Source organism: Streptomyces sp. NPDC053542 (assembly GCF_044544685.1).
Taxonomy (GTDB): Bacteria; Actinomycetota; Actinomycetes; order Streptomycetales; family Streptomycetaceae; genus Streptomyces.
Map to the genome: position 1 here is coordinate 551,782 of NZ_JBITXL010000005.1, position 15,369 is coordinate 567,150.

Genomic DNA, 15,369 nt, shown 5'->3' on the forward strand with positions numbered 1-15,369 from the left:
CCCGGGGTGTTACTCCTGGCCGACGGTCCGCTGCTGTTCCGGAGCCGCCGCCTCGCCGTCGCGGTACTCGGACTTCATGGCCTTGGTCTCCGCCTTCAGGATGCGCATCGACTTGCCGAGGCCGCGGGCCATGTCGGGGAGCTTCTTCGAGCCGAAGAGCAGGACGAGGACGGCGAGGATCAGCACCAGGTGCCAGGGCTCGAGGGCATTGCGGAACATGGGGGGCTCGCTCTCGTTGGGGTGCGTTCCCGTAGGTGCGCGGCCGCGCACCCGTACGCGCGGTACGGATTGGGACGTTCCGCTCAGTATGACCCGTACAGGGGTACGGGAAGGAAACCGGGGCCGGGGGGCGCGTGAACGGCGGCCCCCGGCCCCGGTGCCGCCGGGCCGGCTACCAGCTGGACTTCGTCACGCCCGGCAGGTAGCCGGCGTGCGCCTGTCCGCGCAGGTTGACGCGGGAGAGGCCGAAGGCGCGGAAGTAGCCGCGCGGGCGGCCGTCGACGCTGTCGCGGTTGCGGACGCGGGTGGCGCTGGCGTCGCGCGGCTGGCGGGCCAGTTCGCGCTGGGCGGCCAGCCGTTCCTCGTCCGGCGTCTTCGGGTCGCGGATGATCGCCTTCAGGGCGGCCCGGCGGGCCGCGTAGCGGGCGACGACGATCCGGCGCTTCTCGTTCTTCGCGATCTTGCTCTTCTTCGCCATCAGACGCGCTCCCCTCGTGCTCGGATCCGGGCGACGGCGGCTTCGATGCCGATGGTGTCGACGGTCTTGATCGCCTTGGCGCTGAGCCGCAGGCGTACGAAGCGGTTCTCGCTGGGCAGCCAGTACCGCTTGCGCTGGATGTTCGGGTCGAAACGGCGTGATGTGCGCCGGTGCGAGTGGGAGATCGTGTTGCCGAAGGCCGGCGCGCGGCCGGTCAGCTGGCAGTGGGCGGACAAGTGAGCTACCTCCTGCTGAGCGCTTAATGAAAATGACTGTCGTTTCTGTATAGTAGCCCGTATGGCCCGCAACGAACTACGTCCCGTGATCAAGCTCCGGTCCACCGCCGGCACGGGCTACACGTACGTCACCCGCAAGAACCGCCGTAACGACCCCGACCGGCTGGTGCTGAAGAAGTACGACCCGGTCGCCGGCCGGCACGTCGACTTCCGAGAGGAGCGCTGAGCAGCGTCATGAAGCCTGGAATCCACCCCGCCTACGGGCCCGTCGTCTTCCGCGACCGGGCCGCCGACTTCGCCTTCCTCACCAGGTCGACCGCCACCAGCGAGAAGACGGTCGAGTGGGAGGACGGGAACACGTACCCGGTGATCGACGTGGAGATCTCCTCGGCGAGCCACCCCTTCTACACGGGCACGGCGCGCGTACTGGACACCGCGGGGCGCGTGGAGCGCTTCGAGCGCCGGTTCGGCAAGCGGACGCCCGGCGGGCGGCGCGCGGCCGACGGTGAGCGCGGGGACCGCTGATGGACCGCGACCGGCTCTCCGTGGTGATCGTCGGCGGGCTGCACGCGGAGGCCCGCCGGGCCGCCGTCGAGCAGCTGCTGCGGACCGTCCCGGGCAGCGTCGCCCTCCACCACGACCTCGCCACCGCCGCCGACGGCGTTGTGCAGCGCACCGTGCGGGACGGCACGGGCCTGCTGGACAGCGGTGAGGCGCCGCTGGTCAACGACTGCGCGTGCTGCGCGCTGCGCGAGGACCTGGTGCCCGAGCTGGAGCGGCTGGCGGACGGCCGGACCTGCCGGCTGGCCGTCGTGGAGCTGTGGGACTCGGTCGAGCCCAAGGCGATGGCCGAGGTGATCGACTCCTGCGGCGGCGAGTCGCTCGCGCTGACCGGCGTCATGACGGCCGTCGACCCGGCCCTGTTGCTGCCCTACCTGGGCTGCGGCGACGACCTCGCCGAGGCGGGCCTCGCGGCCGCCGCCTCCGACCAGCGGACCGTCGCGGACACCTGGGCGCGCCAGCTGGAGTACCCCTCGGCGCTGGTGCTCGCGCCCGGTGAGGAGCCGGGCGACGAGGCCGACCTGGCGCTGCTGAACCAGCTGCACCCCACGGCGCAGCGCATCGCGGTGGAGTCGCCGGAGCTGGCTGCCGCCGCGGTGGCGGGCTTCGACGTCGCGGCCGCCGCAGCGCGCCAGCACCCCGCCTGCGCACTGCTGCCGCAGGAGGCCGACGAGGCGGACGTCGCCACCCTCGTGTGGCACCGCACGCGGCCGTTCCATCCGGGCCGGCTGCATGCCGCGCTGGAGGACCTGTGCTGTGCCGCCGCGCGCAGCCGGGGCCGCTTCTGGCTGGCCGACCGCCCGGACACGCTGCTGTCCTGGGACGCGGCGGGCGGCGCGCTCTGCGTGGAGAACACCGGGCCGTGGCTGGCCTCGCTGCCGGACGCCGCCTGGGAGATGGTGCCGCCGATGCGCCGGGCCGCCGCCGCGCTGGACTGGGACCCCGAGCACGGTGACCGGGCGCAGCACCTGGTGTTCACCTCGCCCGGCCTGGACCGGGAGGGGCTGACGGCGCTGCTGGAGTCCTGCCTGCTCACCGACGCGGAGTACGCGCGCGGCCGGGAGTACTGGCGGCAGCTGTCCACCGCGTTCGACGAACTGCTCGACCCGGTGCCGTAGGCGGCGTCCGCCAACCGCGATACGCGTGTGTCCTGCATCTACATCAATTCTCGGCCGTCTTCGATGGCCCGATCCTGTGAGGAAACCCCTGCCATGCCCCGTCGTCCCGACCCCCGCAAGAAGACCGCGCCGCGCCCCAACCCGCTCGACGCGGCGGGGATCACCTACGTCGACTACAAGGACACCGACCTGCTGCGGAAGTTCCTCTCCGACCGCGGGAAGATCCGCAGCCGCCGCATCACCAGGGTTTCTGCGCAGCAGCAGCGGCAGATCGCCGCGGCGATCAAGAACGCCCGGGAGATGGCGCTGCTGCCGTACGCCTCCCGCTGACCGTGCGCCGCCGGGCATGGGGGAGGGGCGGGAGGGGAAGGCGCTCGACGGACGGAACGCGGCCCGACGACCTGTGACGGGCTGGCCACAGGCTGTCGTGCACGTGCATCTGCCCGAGCATTGGCATATGAACAGAGTTATGATCCCGGGCAGTTGATGCCATTCCTCACCGGGAGAGACCAGTGCCCCACGCGTACAACGGCATGGCCGCATCGGATCTCGACGGAGTGGTGTGGCAGAAGAGCCGGCACAGCAACTCCAACGGTACGTGCGTGGAGTTCGCGAAGCTGCCCGGCGGCGACGTGGCGGTGCGCAACTCCCGCTTCCCCGACGGGCCGGCGCTCGTCTACACGCCGGCAGAGATCGAATCGATGCTGCTCGGCATCAAGGACGGCGAGTTCGACCACCTGATTCGGGACTGACCCGCGGGGCCTGCGGGGCGCGGCCGCGGCCGGCGCCCTCGGCGGATCGCACGCGCATGCGAATATGCACGTGCACGCACGGTGCCCGAGAGGGCGCCGATCCGGTACTGGTGCGGAGCGGTCAGCTCGCCTGGGCCCGCGAGGCGGCCGTGGCCTGGGCCGGTACCTGCGGCAGCTGGAAGAGCGCCCAGACGACCTTGCCGTGCGGGACGTCCTCCAGGCGGTGCCAGCCCCAGCTGTCGCTGAAGGAGTCCACCAGGTAGAGCCCGCGCCCGGACTCCGCGGAGAAGTCCGCCTCGCCCTCGACCGGCGAGGCGTCGCTGCCGTCCCGCACCGCGCAGACCAGCCGGCCCGCCCAGCGGATCAGGTGGAGTCTCGGCGGGGTGCCGTCGGCGGCCCCGTAGGCGCGACCGTCCGGCGCGTCCTCCCGCCCCGGCGCCGCGTGCCGCAGCGCATTGGTGACGAGCTCGGAGACGACCAGCGCGACGCTGTCGAAGAGCTCGTCCATGTTCCAGCGCTGCAGTGTCTCGCGGGTGAACTGCCGTGCGCCGCGCACCGATTCGTACTGCGGCTGCAGGGTCCAGGTGACGGAGCCGGAAATGGCTGCGGGGTCGACTGGCGGAAGCCCCTGCCATAACGGCGCGAGCATGGCCGAAACCTTGGTCCCCATGCGAGGCACTCCTGGCGTTCGCGGACGTCACGATCCAGACGGGTGTGCCCAGATCTCGCGGGTCTTTCACGAGCGTGCATGTGTGCGACCTCCATGGTTCCGAATGCGTACGGCAGATGCAAGGGCAGATGCACGTGCACGTGCCCACTTTGTGTATGGCCGTGGGCATAGAGGCGTAATTCTTCCTACGCACTCTTGTGCCCGGCTTTACCGAAGCCGCGAGAACTGGCCCATCTCCGTAACCGGTTGAGCACGCAACGGAGCCCGAACGTGGCAGACTGCCGCTCATTGTTGGACGGGGTGGGTCACGGGAGGGTCGAAGTTGTGACCGCAAGTGAGTCGAGCGGATCTGTGGTGCGGCGCATCCTGCTGGGGTCGCAGCTGCGGAGGCTGCGAGAGTCCCGCGGGATAACACGTGAGGCGGCCGGCTACTCGATCCGCGCATCGGAATCGAAGATCAGCCGTATGGAGCTGGGGCGGGTGAGCTTCAAGGCGCGGGACGTGGCGGACCTCCTCACCCTCTACGGCGTCGGGGACGAGGCCGAGCGCGACTCCCTCCTCGGGCTGGCCCGTGAGGCCAACGTGGCGGGCTGGTGGCACAGTTACGGCGATGTACTTCCCGGCTGGTTCCAGACATATGTGGGACTGGAAGGAGCCGCTTCGCACATCCGCACCTACGAGGTGCAGTTCGTGCACGGGCTCCTGCAGACGGAGGGGTACGCGCACGCCGTCGTGAGCCGCGGCATGCGCGGCGCCCCCGCGGCCGAGATAGACCGCCGCGTCGCGCTGCGCCAGGAACGCCAGAAGCTGCTGATCGCGGAACGGGCGCCGCAGTTCGACTGCGTACTGGACGAGGCCGCGCTGCGCCGCCCGTACGGCGACCGCTCGGTCATGCGCGGCCAGCTGCAGCACCTGATCGACATCTCGGAGCGCCCGAACGTGCGGCTGCAGGTCGTGCCCTTCAACTTCGGTGGCCACGCGGGCGAGAGCGGCGCCTTCACGATGCTGCGCTTCCCCGAGTCCGACCTCTCCGACATCGTCTATCTGGAGCAGCTCACCAGCGCGCTGTATCTGGACAAGGCCGAGGAGGTCGGCCAGTACGAGCGGGTGATGAGCAGCCTCCAGGAGGAGAGCCTGGATCCCTCGCGCACCCGGGATCTTCTCCGTGGACTCCTTCAACTGACGTGACCCGCCAGTAGAATGACGCCGGATCGGCCCACCCCACAGGCGCCCGCACAGAGTAGGAACGACCATGTCCTTCTTCTCCGACCTGGCCTACCAGTACATCGACGGTGAGTGGCGGGTCGGCAGCGGCTCGTGGGACATCATCGACTTCAACCCGTACGACCAGGAGAAACTCGCCTCCGTCACGGTCGCGGGCGTGGACCAGGTCGACGAGGCGTACCGGGCGGCCGAGCGCGCGCAGCGCGAGTGGGCGCGCACCAATCCGTACAGCCGCCGGCTGATATTCGAGAACGCGCTGCGCATCGTCCAGGAGCGCGAGGACGAGATCATCGAGGCGATCGTCGTCGAGCTCGGCGGCACCCGCGTCAAAGCGGCCTACGAAGTGCGCACCGCGCAGGAGTTCCTGCGCGAGGCCGTACAGCTCGCGCTGCGCCCCGAGGGCCGCATAGTGCCGTCCCCGGTGGAGGGCAAGGAGAACCGCGTCTACCGGCTCCCGGTCGGCGTCATCGGTGTGATCAGCCCGTACAACTTCCCGTTCCTGGTCACGCTGAAGTCCGTGGCGCCCGCGCTGGCCCTCGGTAACGCCGTGGTCGTCAAGCCCAACCAGAACACCCCGGTGGTCGGCGGCGGCCTGATCGCCAAGATCTTCGAGGACGCGGGCCTGCCGGCCGGCCTGCTGAACGTCCTGATCACGGACATCGCCGAGATCGGCGACGCGCTGATAGAGCACCCGGTGCCCCGGGTCATCTCCTTCACCGGCTCGGACAAGGTCGGCCGGCACGTCGCGGCGGTCACCGCGGGCCACTTCAAGCGCGCCATCCTCGAACTGAGCGGCAACAGCGCGCTGATCGTCCTGGACGACGCGGACATCGACTACGCGGTCGACGCCGCGGTCTTCAGCCGCTTCGTGTACCAGGGCCAGGTCTGCATGGCGGCCAACCGCGTCCTGATGGACCGCAAGGTCGAGGCGGAGTTCACCGAGAAGTTCGTGGCCCGGGTCAGGAAGCTGAAGACCGGCGACCCGCGGGACCCGGACACCCACATCGGGCCGCTCATCAACAGCTTCCAGGCCGAGGCGCTGACCGCGCTGGTGGAGCGGGCGGTCGCCGAGGGCGCCACGCCCCTGGTGCGCGGCCGTACGCAGGGCAATCTCGTCGAGCCGACGGTGCTCTCGGGGCTGCCCGCCGGCTCCGCGCTGTACGGGCAGGAGATCTTCGGGCCCGTGGTGCTGCTCGGCGCGTTCGACGGCGAGGAGGAGGCGATCCGGCTCGCCAACGACTCCCCGTACGGCCTGAGCGGCGCGGTGCACACCGGCAACGTGGAGCGCGGCGCGCGGGTGGCCCGGGAGATCGAGACCGGCATGATTCACATCAACGACAGCACGGTCCAGGACGAGCCGCTGGTCGCCTTCGGCGGCGAGAAGGCGTCCGGGGTCGGGCGGCTGAACGGCGAGTCGACGGTGGAGGCGTTCACGACCCAGAAGTGGGTCTCGATCCAGCACGAGCGGACGACGTTCCCTTTCTGACGGTACTGACGGGTACTGACGGATTTCCTTCGGGCGGGCCCTTGCGGACAGAACCTGACCGCAAGGGCCCGTAGCTTCATCGGTGTCGGGGAGAAGCCCTCCCCGGCCACCGCGAAGCGACGAAAGGCGGCTGCCATGCCCACTCACGTGCCTGCCGAGGCCCACGGCGACGAGCGCGGCGCGCTCCTGGCCTTCCTGGAGGCCCAGCGCGGCGGGCTCCGCCGCGCGCTGCTCGGGCTGACCGACGAGGCGGCCGCGAGTTGCCCCAGCGCCAGCGAGCTGTCCCTCTCCGGGCTGCTCAAGCACGTCGCCGAGACCGAGCTGAACTGGCTGGACATGGCCAAGCAGCGGCCGAGCTCCATCGAGCGGGACCAGAGCACCTGGCACCTGGGCTTCAGGCTGACGGAGGGCGAGACCGTCGCCGGCATGCTCGCCTTCTACGACAAGGTGGCGCGGGAGACCGAGGAGTTCATCCGCGCGGTGCCGAGCCTGGACGACACCTTTCCGCTCCCCGAGGCGCCGTGGTTCCCGCCGGACGCCCGGCAGTCCATGCGCTGGCTGGTGCTGCACCTGATCGAGGAGACCGCCCGGCACGCGGGCCACGCCGACATCATCCGCGAGTCCCTGGACGGCGCGACGGCCTTCGCCCTGGTGGACGAGGAGCGGGCGCTGCGCGAGAAGGAGGCGGTGCGGGGGCCGGAGTCCGCCGGGCAGTAGCGTGCTGACCGGCAAGGTCACCCGGGGACGAGGAGAGCGCGGGCGATGTCGGCGATCCGGCTGCTGGTACTGGGAGCCGTGCGGCAGCACGGCCGGACCCACGGCTACCAAGTACGCAGCGACCTCGAGTACTGGGGCGCGCATGAGTGGTCGAACGCCAAGCCCGGCTCGATCTACCACGCGCTGAAGCAGATGGCGAAGCAGGGACTGCTGCGCGCGCACGAGACGGCGCCGAGCACGGCCGGCGGGCCGCCGCGCACGGAGTACGAGCTGACGGACGCCGGGGAGGCGGAGTACTTCGCGCTGCTGCGTGCCGCGCTCTCCCAGCACGACCAGAAGGTGGACGTGCTGAGCGCCGGTATCGGCTTCATGGTCGACCTGCCGCGCCAGGAGGCGGTGGCCCTGCTGAGGGAGCGGGTGCGGGCCCTGGAGGCGTGGCGCGCCGAGGTCACCGGGCACTACGTCCCCGAGGACGGCCCGGAGCAGCTCGGCCACATCGGCGAGATCATGAACATGTGGGTGCACGCGGCGGACACCGGAGCGGAGTGGGCCCGCTCTTTGATCGCCCGCATCGAAGGGGGCGCCTACGTCTTCGCGGGCGAGGGCGCGCCCTTCGTGGGCGTACTGCCCGAGGGCGCGCCGAACCCGTTCGCGGACAAGCCGCCGTTCCGGGGTTAGCCGCTCAGCCGCGGGTTCTCAGCTCGTGCCGGCCATCGACAGCTTCGCCGCGAAGCCCAGGAAGGCGGCGCCGGCGCCCGCGGTCAGGCCCGCGGTGAGGCGGCGCCGCTTGCGGAAGGTCGCGGCCAGGTACGTACCGCTGAAGATCAGGATCGACAGGTACGTGAAGCTGAACAGCTGGGCCCACGCGCCGAGCGCCAGGAAGGACAGCGCCTGGTGCGCGTAGTGCGGATCGACGAACTGCACGAAGAAGGAGATGAAGAACAGGATCGCCTTCGGGTTGAGCAGGCTGACCACGAGGGCGCGGCGGTACGGCCGCTCGGTCTCCTCCTTGGGGCGCGCGGGCGAGGCGTCCGCCCCGTCCCTCTCGGCCTTACGGGCCTCCCGGCCGCGCCACATGGCCACCGCGCCGCGCAGCATCCCGACCGCCAGCCAGGTCAGATAGCCCGCGCCCGCGAACTTCACGATGCCGAAGGCGAGCGGGCTGGCCTGCAGCAGCGACGCCACGCCGCCCGCCGAGAGCGTCATCAGTACCGCGTCGCCGCACAGCACGCCGGCGGCGGCCCGGTAGGCCACCTTCGGGCCGCGCCGCGCGGCGACCGAGACGACGTACAGCGAGTTCGGGCCCGGCAGCAGGATGATCAGCGCGAGACCCGCAAGATACGTCGAAAGATCCGTTATCCCCAGCATGGCGGAAAGGATGCCATCCCGCGGGCGGCCGCTTCACCCGACTTCCGTTATGCGGACTTGCACCTCACGCGACGTGAGGAGCCACCGTGAAGGGCGTACCGAAAGGAGCGGACGCATGAGTTACTCCGTGGGACAGGTCGCGGGCTTCGCCGGCGTCACGGTGCGCACCCTGCACCACTACGACGAGATCGGACTCCTCTCGCCGAGCGCCCGCAGCCACGCGGGCCACCGGCGCTACGACGACGCCGACCTCGACCGGCTGCAGCGCATCCTGTTCTACCGCGAGCTCGGCTTCCCGCTCGACGAGGTCGCGGCCCTTCTGGACGACCCGGACGCGGACCCGCAGGAACACCTGCGCAGGCAGCACGATCTGCTGACCGCCCGGATCGAGAAGCTCCAGAAGATGGCCGCGGCCGTGGCGACCGCGATGGAGGCACGCAGCATGGGCATCAATCTGACCCCCGAGGAGAAGTTCGAGGTCTTCGGGGACTTCGACCCGGACCAGTACGCCGAGGAGACCGAGCGGCGCTGGGGCGGCACGGAGGCGTACAAGGAGTCGCAGCGCCGCGCCGCCTCGTACACCAAGGAGGACTGGAAGCGGCTGACGGCGGACTTCGACGCGATCCACCGCCGGATGGGTGAGCTGCTGGGAGAGGGCGTGCCCGCCGGCTCCGAGGCGGCGATGGACGTGGCCGAGGAGCACCGCAGCTTCATTTCCCGGCACCACTACGAGTGCTCGTACGAGATGCACACCTGCCTCGGCGAGATGTACGTCGCGGACGAGCGGTTCACCGCCACGTACGAGGCCATCCGGCCGGGCCTGGCCGTGTACATGCGGGACGCGATGCTGGCGAACGCGGTCCGTCACTCCTGAGGGGCCCGGGGCGCCGGGCCGGACAGCTGGAACCAAGGGGCGTCACAAGGCGTTGATAGCTTTGGGCCGCATACTGCGCCTGTACCCCTCTTCCCGCCTACCGACCGATCCGGCGCCCTCGACCCAGGAGCCCTGCCCACCGTGAACACTCTCGCGCTCGGCCCCCAGTGGCTGGACCCGGACTATCTGATCAGCACCTTCGGCCTGATCGGCGTTCTGGTCATCGTCTTCGCGGAGTCCGGTCTGCTGATCGGTTTCTTCCTGCCCGGCGACTCCCTGCTGTTCACGACCGGCCTGCTGGTCACGGCCGGGAAGCTGGACAAGCCGCTGTGGCTGGTGTGTCTGCTGGTGGTGCTGGCGGCGGTGCTGGGCGACCAGGCGGGCTATCTCTTCGGGCGGAAGGTCGGGCCCTCGCTGTTCAAGCGGCCCGACTCCAAGCTGTTCAAGCAGGAGAACGTCGAGAAGGCCCACGAGTTCTTCGAGAAGCACGGCCCGAAGTCGCTGATCCTGGCCCGCTTCGTGCCGATCGTGCGGACGTTCACGCCGATCATCGCGGGCGTGAGCCGGATGAACTACCGCTCGTTCCTCATCTTCAACGTCGTCGGCGGCGCGCTGTGGGGCGCGGGCGTGACGCTGCTCGGCGCGGCGCTGGGCGGCATCGAGTTCGTGCACAAGAACATCGAGGCCATCCTCGTCCTGATCGTGCTGATCTCGGTCGTGCCGATCGTCATCGAGTACCTGCGCGGCCGCAAGAAGGGCAAGAAGGCGGCCGCCGAGGGTGCTGAGGGCCCTGAGGGTCCTGAGGGCGCTGCGGGGCAGAACCTGCCGCAGGGCGGTCACACGGACGCCACCCAGCCGATGCCGCGCGTCCCGTACGAGGGCGAGGAGCGCGCCCCGTACGGCGGCGGGCACGAGCCGTCCCAGTACGGCGCGCAGCAGGGCCGGCCCCCGTACGGCGGGAAGCAGCCCCCGTACGGCCGCCAGGAGCCCCCGTACGGCCGCGGACAGGCCCAGTACGGCCAGGACCGGGGTCCGTACGGCCAGGGGCAGGCCCCGTACGGGCAGGGGCAGCAGGCGCCTTACGGGCGGCAGGATCCGGCCTCCTACGGCGGAGCGCAGGACCTCTACGGCGGGCAGCAGGCATCCTCCTACGGTGAGCAGCAGGCGCCCCGGGCGCAGCAGTCCCCGTACGGCCGGCAGGACGCGCAGCGGCCTCCGCAGGCGCCCTACGGACAGCAGCCGCAGCAGCCCCAGCAGCCCCCGTACGGCGGGCAGTCCGGGCCCGCTCCGTACGGCCGTCCCGCGCAGCAGCAGGGCGGGCCGGAGCAGTATCATTCAGAGCCGCAGCACCCTCAGCAGGGGCCGCAGCAGCCGCACCCCCAGGATCACCAGCAGCCTCCGGGAGAGGGCCGTCGCGGCCGCCACGCCAAGCGCTGACCGGCTGCGCAGCACATACCCCGTACCGCACCGCCCTTGGGCGTCCCTTCCGTTCCGCATCGCAGCGGGGCGGTCCAGGGGCGCCTTCGCGGCGTCCAGGGCGGGTTCACCCCCCACCCCATTTCCCACCCTGCGAACCCCCGCCCCGCGCGCCAGGGGCGGTGATCAGGCATGGTGGCTTTGACGACGGACGCAGCAGGCGCACGAGGAGCGAGGAGCAGTGGCGTCGGACCCGGAACCCCCCGAGGACCGCAAACCCCAATCGGACGAAGCGCGGAGCGCGTTCACCCCGCCGCTCGGCGTGCCCCAGCCCCCACTGCACGAGGACGAGCACCCCACCTCGGAATTCGCCCTCCCGGAGGGAATGCGGGCCGAGGCGCCCGCCGAGCCGGAGGGGTCCGCCTTCGCGCCCCCGGGCAGCACGTCGAGCGGCACCACGGGCTCCACCACGGGCACCCACCAGCTGCCCACCACGCCCGCCGGCTGGCCCGCCTTCACCCCGCCGCACGGCATACCGGTCGTCAGCCTGACCAAGGACGTCCCCTGGCAGGACCGGATGCGCACGATGCTGCGGATGCCGGTCACCGAGCGCCCGGCTCCGGAGCGGATCGAACGCGCCGACGATACGGGGCCCGCCGTGCCGCGCGTGCTCGACCTCACGCTCCGTATCGGCGAGATCCTGCTCGCCGGCGGTGAGGGGGCCGAGGACGTCGAGGCGGCGATGTTCGGCGTCGCCCACGCGTACGGTCTGGAACGGGTCGAGCCCACGGTCACGTTCACGCTGCTGTCGATCTCGCACCAGCCCTCGCTGGTGGACGACCCGGTGACGGCCAGCCGCACGGTCCGCCGGCGCGGCGTGGACTACACCCGGCTCTCCGCGGTCTTCCAGCTGGTCGACGACATCACCTCGGACGGCATCACCCTGGAGGAGGCGTACCGCGGCCTCGCCGAGATCCGGCGCAACCGCCACCCGTACCCCAGCTGGGCGCTCACCGTGGCGTCCGGCCTGCTGTCCGGCGCGGCGAGCATGCTGGTCGGCGGTGGCCTGACGGTCTTCGTCGCGGCGGCCATAGGGTCCATGCTCGGCGACCGGCTGGCGTGGCTGGCGTCCGCACGCGGACTGCCGGAGTTCTACCAGTTCGTGGCGGCGGCGATGCCGCCCGCCGCGATGGGCGTGGCGCTGAGCATGACGGAGACGGGCGTGCAGGCGTCGGCCGTCATCACCGGTGGCCTCTTCGCGCTGATCCCGGGGCGGGCGCTGGTGGCGGGCGTACAGGACGGCCTGACGGGTTACTACATCACCGCCGCCGCACGTCTGCTGGAGGTCGGCTACCTCATCGTCGGCATCGTCATCGGGGTGCTCGGCGTGCTGTACATCGGCGTCCAGCTGAGCGCGCACACGCTGAACCCGGAAGAGGGCTTCGGATCGTTCGACGAGCCGGTGGTCCAGATCATCGCCTCGCTGCTGCTGGCGCTGTCCTTCTGTGTGCTGCTCCAGCAGGAACGTCACACCGTGCTGTTCGCGACCTTCAACGGCGGCGTGGCCTGGGTGATATACGGCGCCCTCATCCACGCCAGGATCCACCCGGTGGTCGCCACCACGATCGCGGCCGGCCTGGTCGGCCTCTTCGGCCAGCTGCTGTCCCGGTACCGCTACGCGTCCGCGCTGCCGTACGTCACGGCGGCCATCGGCCCGCTGCTCCCCGGTAGCGCGACGTACTTCGCGCTGCTCAACTTCGCCCAGGGCAACCTGGACTCCGGCGTCTCCTCGCTGATCAAGGCCATCTCCCTGGCCCTGGCCATCGCGGTGGGCGTGAACCTGGGTGGCGAGGTCGCCCGCCTCTTCATCAAGGCCCCCAGCGGCGAAGAAGCCGCCACCCGCCGCGCAGCAAAGCGCACCCGCGGCTTCTAGTTCAGCCCGTCCGGCAATTCCAGCCCGTCCGGCGATTGAGGACATCTTGTACGTCGATGGGCGGACACCCGCAGGTGCCCGCCCATCGACGTATCACTCAGCCCGACTCTGTCGGAAAACCGAGCCGCCAGGCTCAGTGCTTGCCGCCCTGCGCCTCCAGGCGCTTGAACGAAGCCTCGATCTCGGCCTCGGCCTCGCTGCGGCCGACCCAGTTCGCGCCCTCGACCGACTTGCCCGGCTCCAGGTCCTTGTAGACCTCGAAGAAGTGCTGGATCTCCAGGCGGTCGAACTCCGACACGTGGTGGATGTCGCGCAGGTGCTCCACGCGCGGGTCCGAGGCGGGGACGCACAGCAGCTTGTCGTCGCCGCCGGCCTCGTCCGTCATGCGGAACATGCCGATGGCGCGGCACTTGATGAGGCAACCCGGGAAGGTCGGCTCGTCCAGGATGACCAGCGCGTCCAGCGGGTCGCCGTCCTCGCCGAGGGTGTTCTCGACGAAGCCGTAGTCGGCCGGGTAGCTGGTCGAGGTGAAGAGTCGACGGTCCAGGCGGATCCGACCGGTCTCGTGGTCCACCTCGTACTTGTTCCGCGAACCCTTCGGGATCTCGATGGTGACGTCGAACTCCACGGGTGGCTCCTCCATGATCAACACATACGTCTGGTGATTAAGTGTCCCCCACGCAGGTGTGTGGTGGCGAAAGGGGCTGGGTCAAAGGTGCCGGAGACCAGGTCGTGGCAGGTCAGGTGGGTCGGCCGGTGCCGTACCTGCATACGGGCGACAGCCGGCGCCGGCCGGGGCGCCGCACAGTTCGTGGCCGACGAATGGTTCTTCGCCCGCCAGTGGTGGCGGCGGACTCCTGTACAGCGCAAACGGACGTGGCAGGTCACAGCCGGTTCCGCCGTTGCCGGTCTCGCGGTCGCGGCCGGTGCGGTGGCGACGGCCGGTCCATGGGACTCCGGCCAGCGTACGGCCGAACGGGCCCGCGCGGCCCGCTGGGACGGCCGAGGTGGCGAGCGTCACGGCGACGGACCCTCGGCTCCCGGCGCCGCGCCCGTCCTGGCGGCCCTGGGCGCCCCTGTGAAGGGCGGCGGCGACAGCGCCCCGCCCCCGACCGGCAACGGCCTCGCGGACGCCCTGGCGCCCCTGCTGAAGGCGCCCGAGCTGGGTCCCGTACGGACCGCTTCGGTCGTGGACGTGGCCACCGGCCGCGAGGTCTTCGCCAGCCATCCGGGCCGGACCGCGACGCCCGCCTCCACGATCAAGCTCGGCACCGCCGTGGCAGCCCTCACCGCCCTCGGCCCCGAGCACCGCTTCACCACGAAGGCCGTGCAGGACGGCCGCACGAAGGACGGCACCCCACGGGTCGTACTGGTCGGCGGCGGCGACCCGGCCCTCACCGCCCGTAAGCCCAGGGCCGGCACTCCGGCCGCGCAGCGCCCCGCCGCGCTCGGCGACCTCGCCGCCGACACCGCGCGCGCCCTCAAGAAGCGCGGCACGAAAAAGGTCACCCTCGGTTACGACGACTCGCTCTACAAGGGGTCGCCGCAGCACCCGATCGGCCCGAACGAGAACCTCGCGCCCGTCACCGCCCTCACCGCCGACGAGGCCCGCCTGGACTCCAGCAGCCACGGCCCCGCGCCCCGCGCCGCCGACCCGTCCGCCGAGGCCGCCCGCGCCTTCGCCGACGATCTGCGCGCCCACGGCATCGCCGTCACCGGGACGCCCCGGGACGCCGAGGCCCGCCGCACGGCCACCCGGCTCGCCGCCGCCCGCTCCCTCCCGCTCTCGGTCATCGTCGAGCGGATGCTCACGCACAGCGACAACGACATCGCCGAGCAGCTGGCCCGCCAGACGGCCGTGGCCACCGGAGCGCCGACGACCTTCAAGGGCGGGGGCCGCGCAGTACAGCGCACACTCGAACAGCTCCGCCTCCCTGTGGCGCGGACCGTCTTCCACGACGGCAGCGGCCTGGACCGCGACGACCGGGTCTCCGCCGGCCTGCTGTCCCACGTGCTGCTGCTCGCCGCGGCCCCCGATCACCCGGAGCTCCGCCCGGTCCTCACCGGCCTCCCCGTGGCCGGCTTCACCGGCACCCTGGAGGCCCGGTACGCCGACGAGCGGGCGGGCGCCGGTGCCGTACGCGCCAAGACCGGCACCCTCACCGGCGTGAACACCCTCGCCGGCACCGTCGTCGACGCCGACGGCCGGCTGCTGACCTTCGCCTTCATGACCAACGGCACGAGCGACCCCTTCGGGGCGCAGCGCTCCCTCGACCGGCTCGCTTCGGCGGTGGCGAACTGCGGGTGCCGCTGAGCC

The 15,369-nt window shown here is 71.2% G+C and carries 19 protein-coding genes; 13 read left to right on the forward strand and 6 right to left on the reverse strand.

The window, feature by feature from the left end:
- Window positions 1-9 precede the first annotated feature (9 nt).
- The 3 genes from tatA to rpmB all read right to left on the reverse strand — a co-directional run bounded on the left by tatA (window position 10) and on the right by rpmB (window position 933).
- Window positions 10-219: a Sec-independent protein translocase subunit TatA gene (gene tatA, locus ACIGXO_RS17420; protein ID WP_399786865.1), complete on the reverse strand. Its 210-nt coding sequence runs from the start codon at window positions 217-219 to the stop codon at window positions 10-12.
- Window positions 220-391: 172 nt separating this feature from the next.
- The gene (gene rpsN / locus ACIGXO_RS17425) at window positions 392-697 is read right to left on the reverse strand and encodes a 30S ribosomal protein S14 (RefSeq protein WP_399786868.1); all 306 of its coding nucleotides are present in this window, start codon (window positions 695-697) and stop codon (window positions 392-394) included.
- On the reverse strand, window positions 697-933 hold the full coding sequence (gene rpmB, locus ACIGXO_RS17430; protein ID WP_399786871.1) for a 50S ribosomal protein L28: 237 nt from the start codon (window positions 931-933) through the stop codon (window positions 697-699). Before rpmB ends, rpsN begins: the two co-directional genes overlap by 1 nt.
- Window positions 934-994: 61 nt before the next feature.
- Here rpmB and rpmG point away from each other — a divergent pair, with 61 nt between their 5' ends.
- From rpmG to ACIGXO_RS17455, 5 genes are all read left to right on the forward strand, one after another.
- Entirely contained in the window at window positions 995-1,159 is a 165-nt protein-coding gene (rpmG, locus tag ACIGXO_RS17435) for a 50S ribosomal protein L33 (protein ID WP_030019254.1), read from the forward strand.
- A gap of 8 nt (window positions 1,160-1,167) precedes the next feature.
- On the forward strand, window positions 1,168-1,458 hold the full coding sequence (locus ACIGXO_RS17440; protein WP_030260289.1) for a type B 50S ribosomal protein L31: 291 nt from the start codon (window positions 1,168-1,170) through the stop codon (window positions 1,456-1,458).
- Complete coding sequence (locus ACIGXO_RS17445) at window positions 1,458-2,612, forward strand: GTP-binding protein (RefSeq protein WP_399786876.1); 1,155 nt, start codon at window positions 1,458-1,460, stop codon at window positions 2,610-2,612. The genes ACIGXO_RS17440 and ACIGXO_RS17445 overlap by 1 nt, the downstream gene beginning before the upstream one ends.
- Window positions 2,613-2,705: 93 nt before the next feature.
- Window positions 2,706-2,942, forward strand: coding sequence for a 30S ribosomal protein S18 (rpsR, locus tag ACIGXO_RS17450; protein WP_399786879.1), 237 nt, complete (start codon window positions 2,706-2,708; stop codon window positions 2,940-2,942).
- Between the two features lie 182 nt (window positions 2,943-3,124).
- The gene (locus ACIGXO_RS17455; RefSeq protein ID WP_030260294.1) at window positions 3,125-3,364 is read left to right on the forward strand and encodes a DUF397 domain-containing protein; all 240 of its coding nucleotides are present in this window, start codon (window positions 3,125-3,127) and stop codon (window positions 3,362-3,364) included.
- A 121-nt stretch (window positions 3,365-3,485) separates the two neighbouring features.
- Here the strand turns inward: ACIGXO_RS17455 and ACIGXO_RS17460 are convergent, their stop codons facing one another.
- Window positions 3,486-4,034, reverse strand: coding sequence for an ATP-binding protein (locus ACIGXO_RS17460; protein WP_399786883.1), 549 nt, complete (start codon window positions 4,032-4,034; stop codon window positions 3,486-3,488).
- 324 nt (window positions 4,035-4,358) lie between these two features.
- On the opposite strand from ACIGXO_RS17460, the gene ACIGXO_RS17465 reads away from it, so the two are divergent.
- The 4 genes from ACIGXO_RS17465 (at window position 4,359) to ACIGXO_RS17480 (ending at window position 8,139) form a co-directional block, all read left to right on the forward strand.
- Entirely contained in the window at window positions 4,359-5,222 is an 864-nt protein-coding gene (locus tag ACIGXO_RS17465; protein ID WP_030260299.1) for a helix-turn-helix transcriptional regulator, read from the forward strand.
- A gap of 64 nt (window positions 5,223-5,286) precedes the next feature.
- Window positions 5,287-6,744 carry an aldehyde dehydrogenase family protein gene (locus ACIGXO_RS17470; RefSeq protein WP_399786886.1) on the forward strand — a complete coding sequence of 486 codons (1,458 nt, stop codon included), beginning with the start codon at window positions 5,287-5,289 and terminating at the stop codon, window positions 6,742-6,744.
- 135 nt (window positions 6,745-6,879) lie between these two features.
- Window positions 6,880-7,461, forward strand: coding sequence for a DinB family protein (locus ACIGXO_RS17475; RefSeq protein WP_399786889.1), 582 nt, complete (start codon window positions 6,880-6,882; stop codon window positions 7,459-7,461).
- A gap of 45 nt (window positions 7,462-7,506) precedes the next feature.
- Window positions 7,507-8,139, forward strand: a complete 633-nt coding sequence (locus ACIGXO_RS17480) for a PadR family transcriptional regulator (protein WP_399786892.1) — start codon at window positions 7,507-7,509, stop codon at window positions 8,137-8,139.
- Between the two features lie 18 nt (window positions 8,140-8,157).
- Here the strand turns inward: ACIGXO_RS17480 and leuE are convergent, their stop codons facing one another.
- A complete protein-coding gene (leuE, locus tag ACIGXO_RS17485) occupies window positions 8,158-8,829 on the reverse strand; it encodes a leucine efflux protein LeuE (RefSeq protein ID WP_399786895.1) in 672 nt (223 codons plus the stop codon).
- Between the two features lie 115 nt (window positions 8,830-8,944).
- Between leuE and ACIGXO_RS17490 the strand changes: the two genes are divergently transcribed.
- The 3 genes from ACIGXO_RS17490 to ACIGXO_RS17500 all read left to right on the forward strand — a co-directional run bounded on the left by ACIGXO_RS17490 (window position 8,945) and on the right by ACIGXO_RS17500 (window position 13,052).
- Entirely contained in the window at window positions 8,945-9,703 is a 759-nt protein-coding gene (locus tag ACIGXO_RS17490; RefSeq protein WP_399786898.1) for a MerR family transcriptional regulator, read from the forward strand.
- 141 nt (window positions 9,704-9,844) lie between these two features.
- Complete coding sequence (locus ACIGXO_RS17495; protein WP_399786901.1) at window positions 9,845-11,140, forward strand: VTT domain-containing protein; 1,296 nt, start codon at window positions 9,845-9,847, stop codon at window positions 11,138-11,140.
- Window positions 11,141-11,360: 220 nt separating this feature from the next.
- On the forward strand, window positions 11,361-13,052 hold the full coding sequence (locus ACIGXO_RS17500; RefSeq protein WP_399786904.1) for a threonine/serine exporter ThrE family protein: 1,692 nt from the start codon (window positions 11,361-11,363) through the stop codon (window positions 13,050-13,052).
- 133 nt (window positions 13,053-13,185) lie between these two features.
- On the opposite strand, the gene ACIGXO_RS17505 is transcribed toward ACIGXO_RS17500, so the two are convergent.
- Window positions 13,186-13,680, reverse strand: a complete 495-nt coding sequence (locus ACIGXO_RS17505) for an inorganic diphosphatase (RefSeq protein ID WP_030260327.1) — start codon at window positions 13,678-13,680, stop codon at window positions 13,186-13,188.
- A gap of 87 nt (window positions 13,681-13,767) precedes the next feature.
- Here ACIGXO_RS17505 and dacB point away from each other — a divergent pair, with 87 nt between their 5' ends.
- Complete coding sequence (gene dacB, locus ACIGXO_RS17510; RefSeq protein ID WP_399786906.1) at window positions 13,768-15,366, forward strand: D-alanyl-D-alanine carboxypeptidase/D-alanyl-D-alanine-endopeptidase; 1,599 nt, start codon at window positions 13,768-13,770, stop codon at window positions 15,364-15,366.
- Window positions 15,367-15,369: the final 3 nt, after the last annotated feature.

Coding starts and splice junctions, on each gene's coding strand:
- rpsN (WP_399786868.1), bottom strand. CDS start 697: ATGGCGAAGAAGAGCAAGATCGCGAAGAACGAGAAGCGCCGGATCGTC.
- ACIGXO_RS17490 (WP_399786898.1), top strand. CDS start 8,945: ATGAGTTACTCCGTGGGACAGGTCGCGGGCTTCGCCGGCGTCACGGTG.
- ACIGXO_RS17470 (WP_399786886.1), top strand. CDS start 5,287: ATGTCCTTCTTCTCCGACCTGGCCTACCAGTACATCGACGGTGAGTGG.
- ACIGXO_RS17460 (WP_399786883.1), bottom strand. CDS start 4,034: ATGGGGACCAAGGTTTCGGCCATGCTCGCGCCGTTATGGCAGGGGCTT.
- rpsR (WP_399786879.1), top strand. CDS start 2,706: ATGCCCCGTCGTCCCGACCCCCGCAAGAAGACCGCGCCGCGCCCCAAC.
- rpmG (WP_030019254.1), top strand. CDS start 995: ATGGCCCGCAACGAACTACGTCCCGTGATCAAGCTCCGGTCCACCGCC.
- ACIGXO_RS17475 (WP_399786889.1), top strand. CDS start 6,880: ATGCCCACTCACGTGCCTGCCGAGGCCCACGGCGACGAGCGCGGCGCG.
- ACIGXO_RS17480 (WP_399786892.1), top strand. CDS start 7,507: ATGTCGGCGATCCGGCTGCTGGTACTGGGAGCCGTGCGGCAGCACGGC.
- ACIGXO_RS17445 (WP_399786876.1), top strand. CDS start 1,458: ATGGACCGCGACCGGCTCTCCGTGGTGATCGTCGGCGGGCTGCACGCG.
- ACIGXO_RS17440 (WP_030260289.1), top strand. CDS start 1,168: ATGAAGCCTGGAATCCACCCCGCCTACGGGCCCGTCGTCTTCCGCGAC.
- tatA (WP_399786865.1), bottom strand. CDS start 219: ATGTTCCGCAATGCCCTCGAGCCCTGGCACCTGGTGCTGATCCTCGCC.
- leuE (WP_399786895.1), bottom strand. CDS start 8,829: ATGCTGGGGATAACGGATCTTTCGACGTATCTTGCGGGTCTCGCGCTG.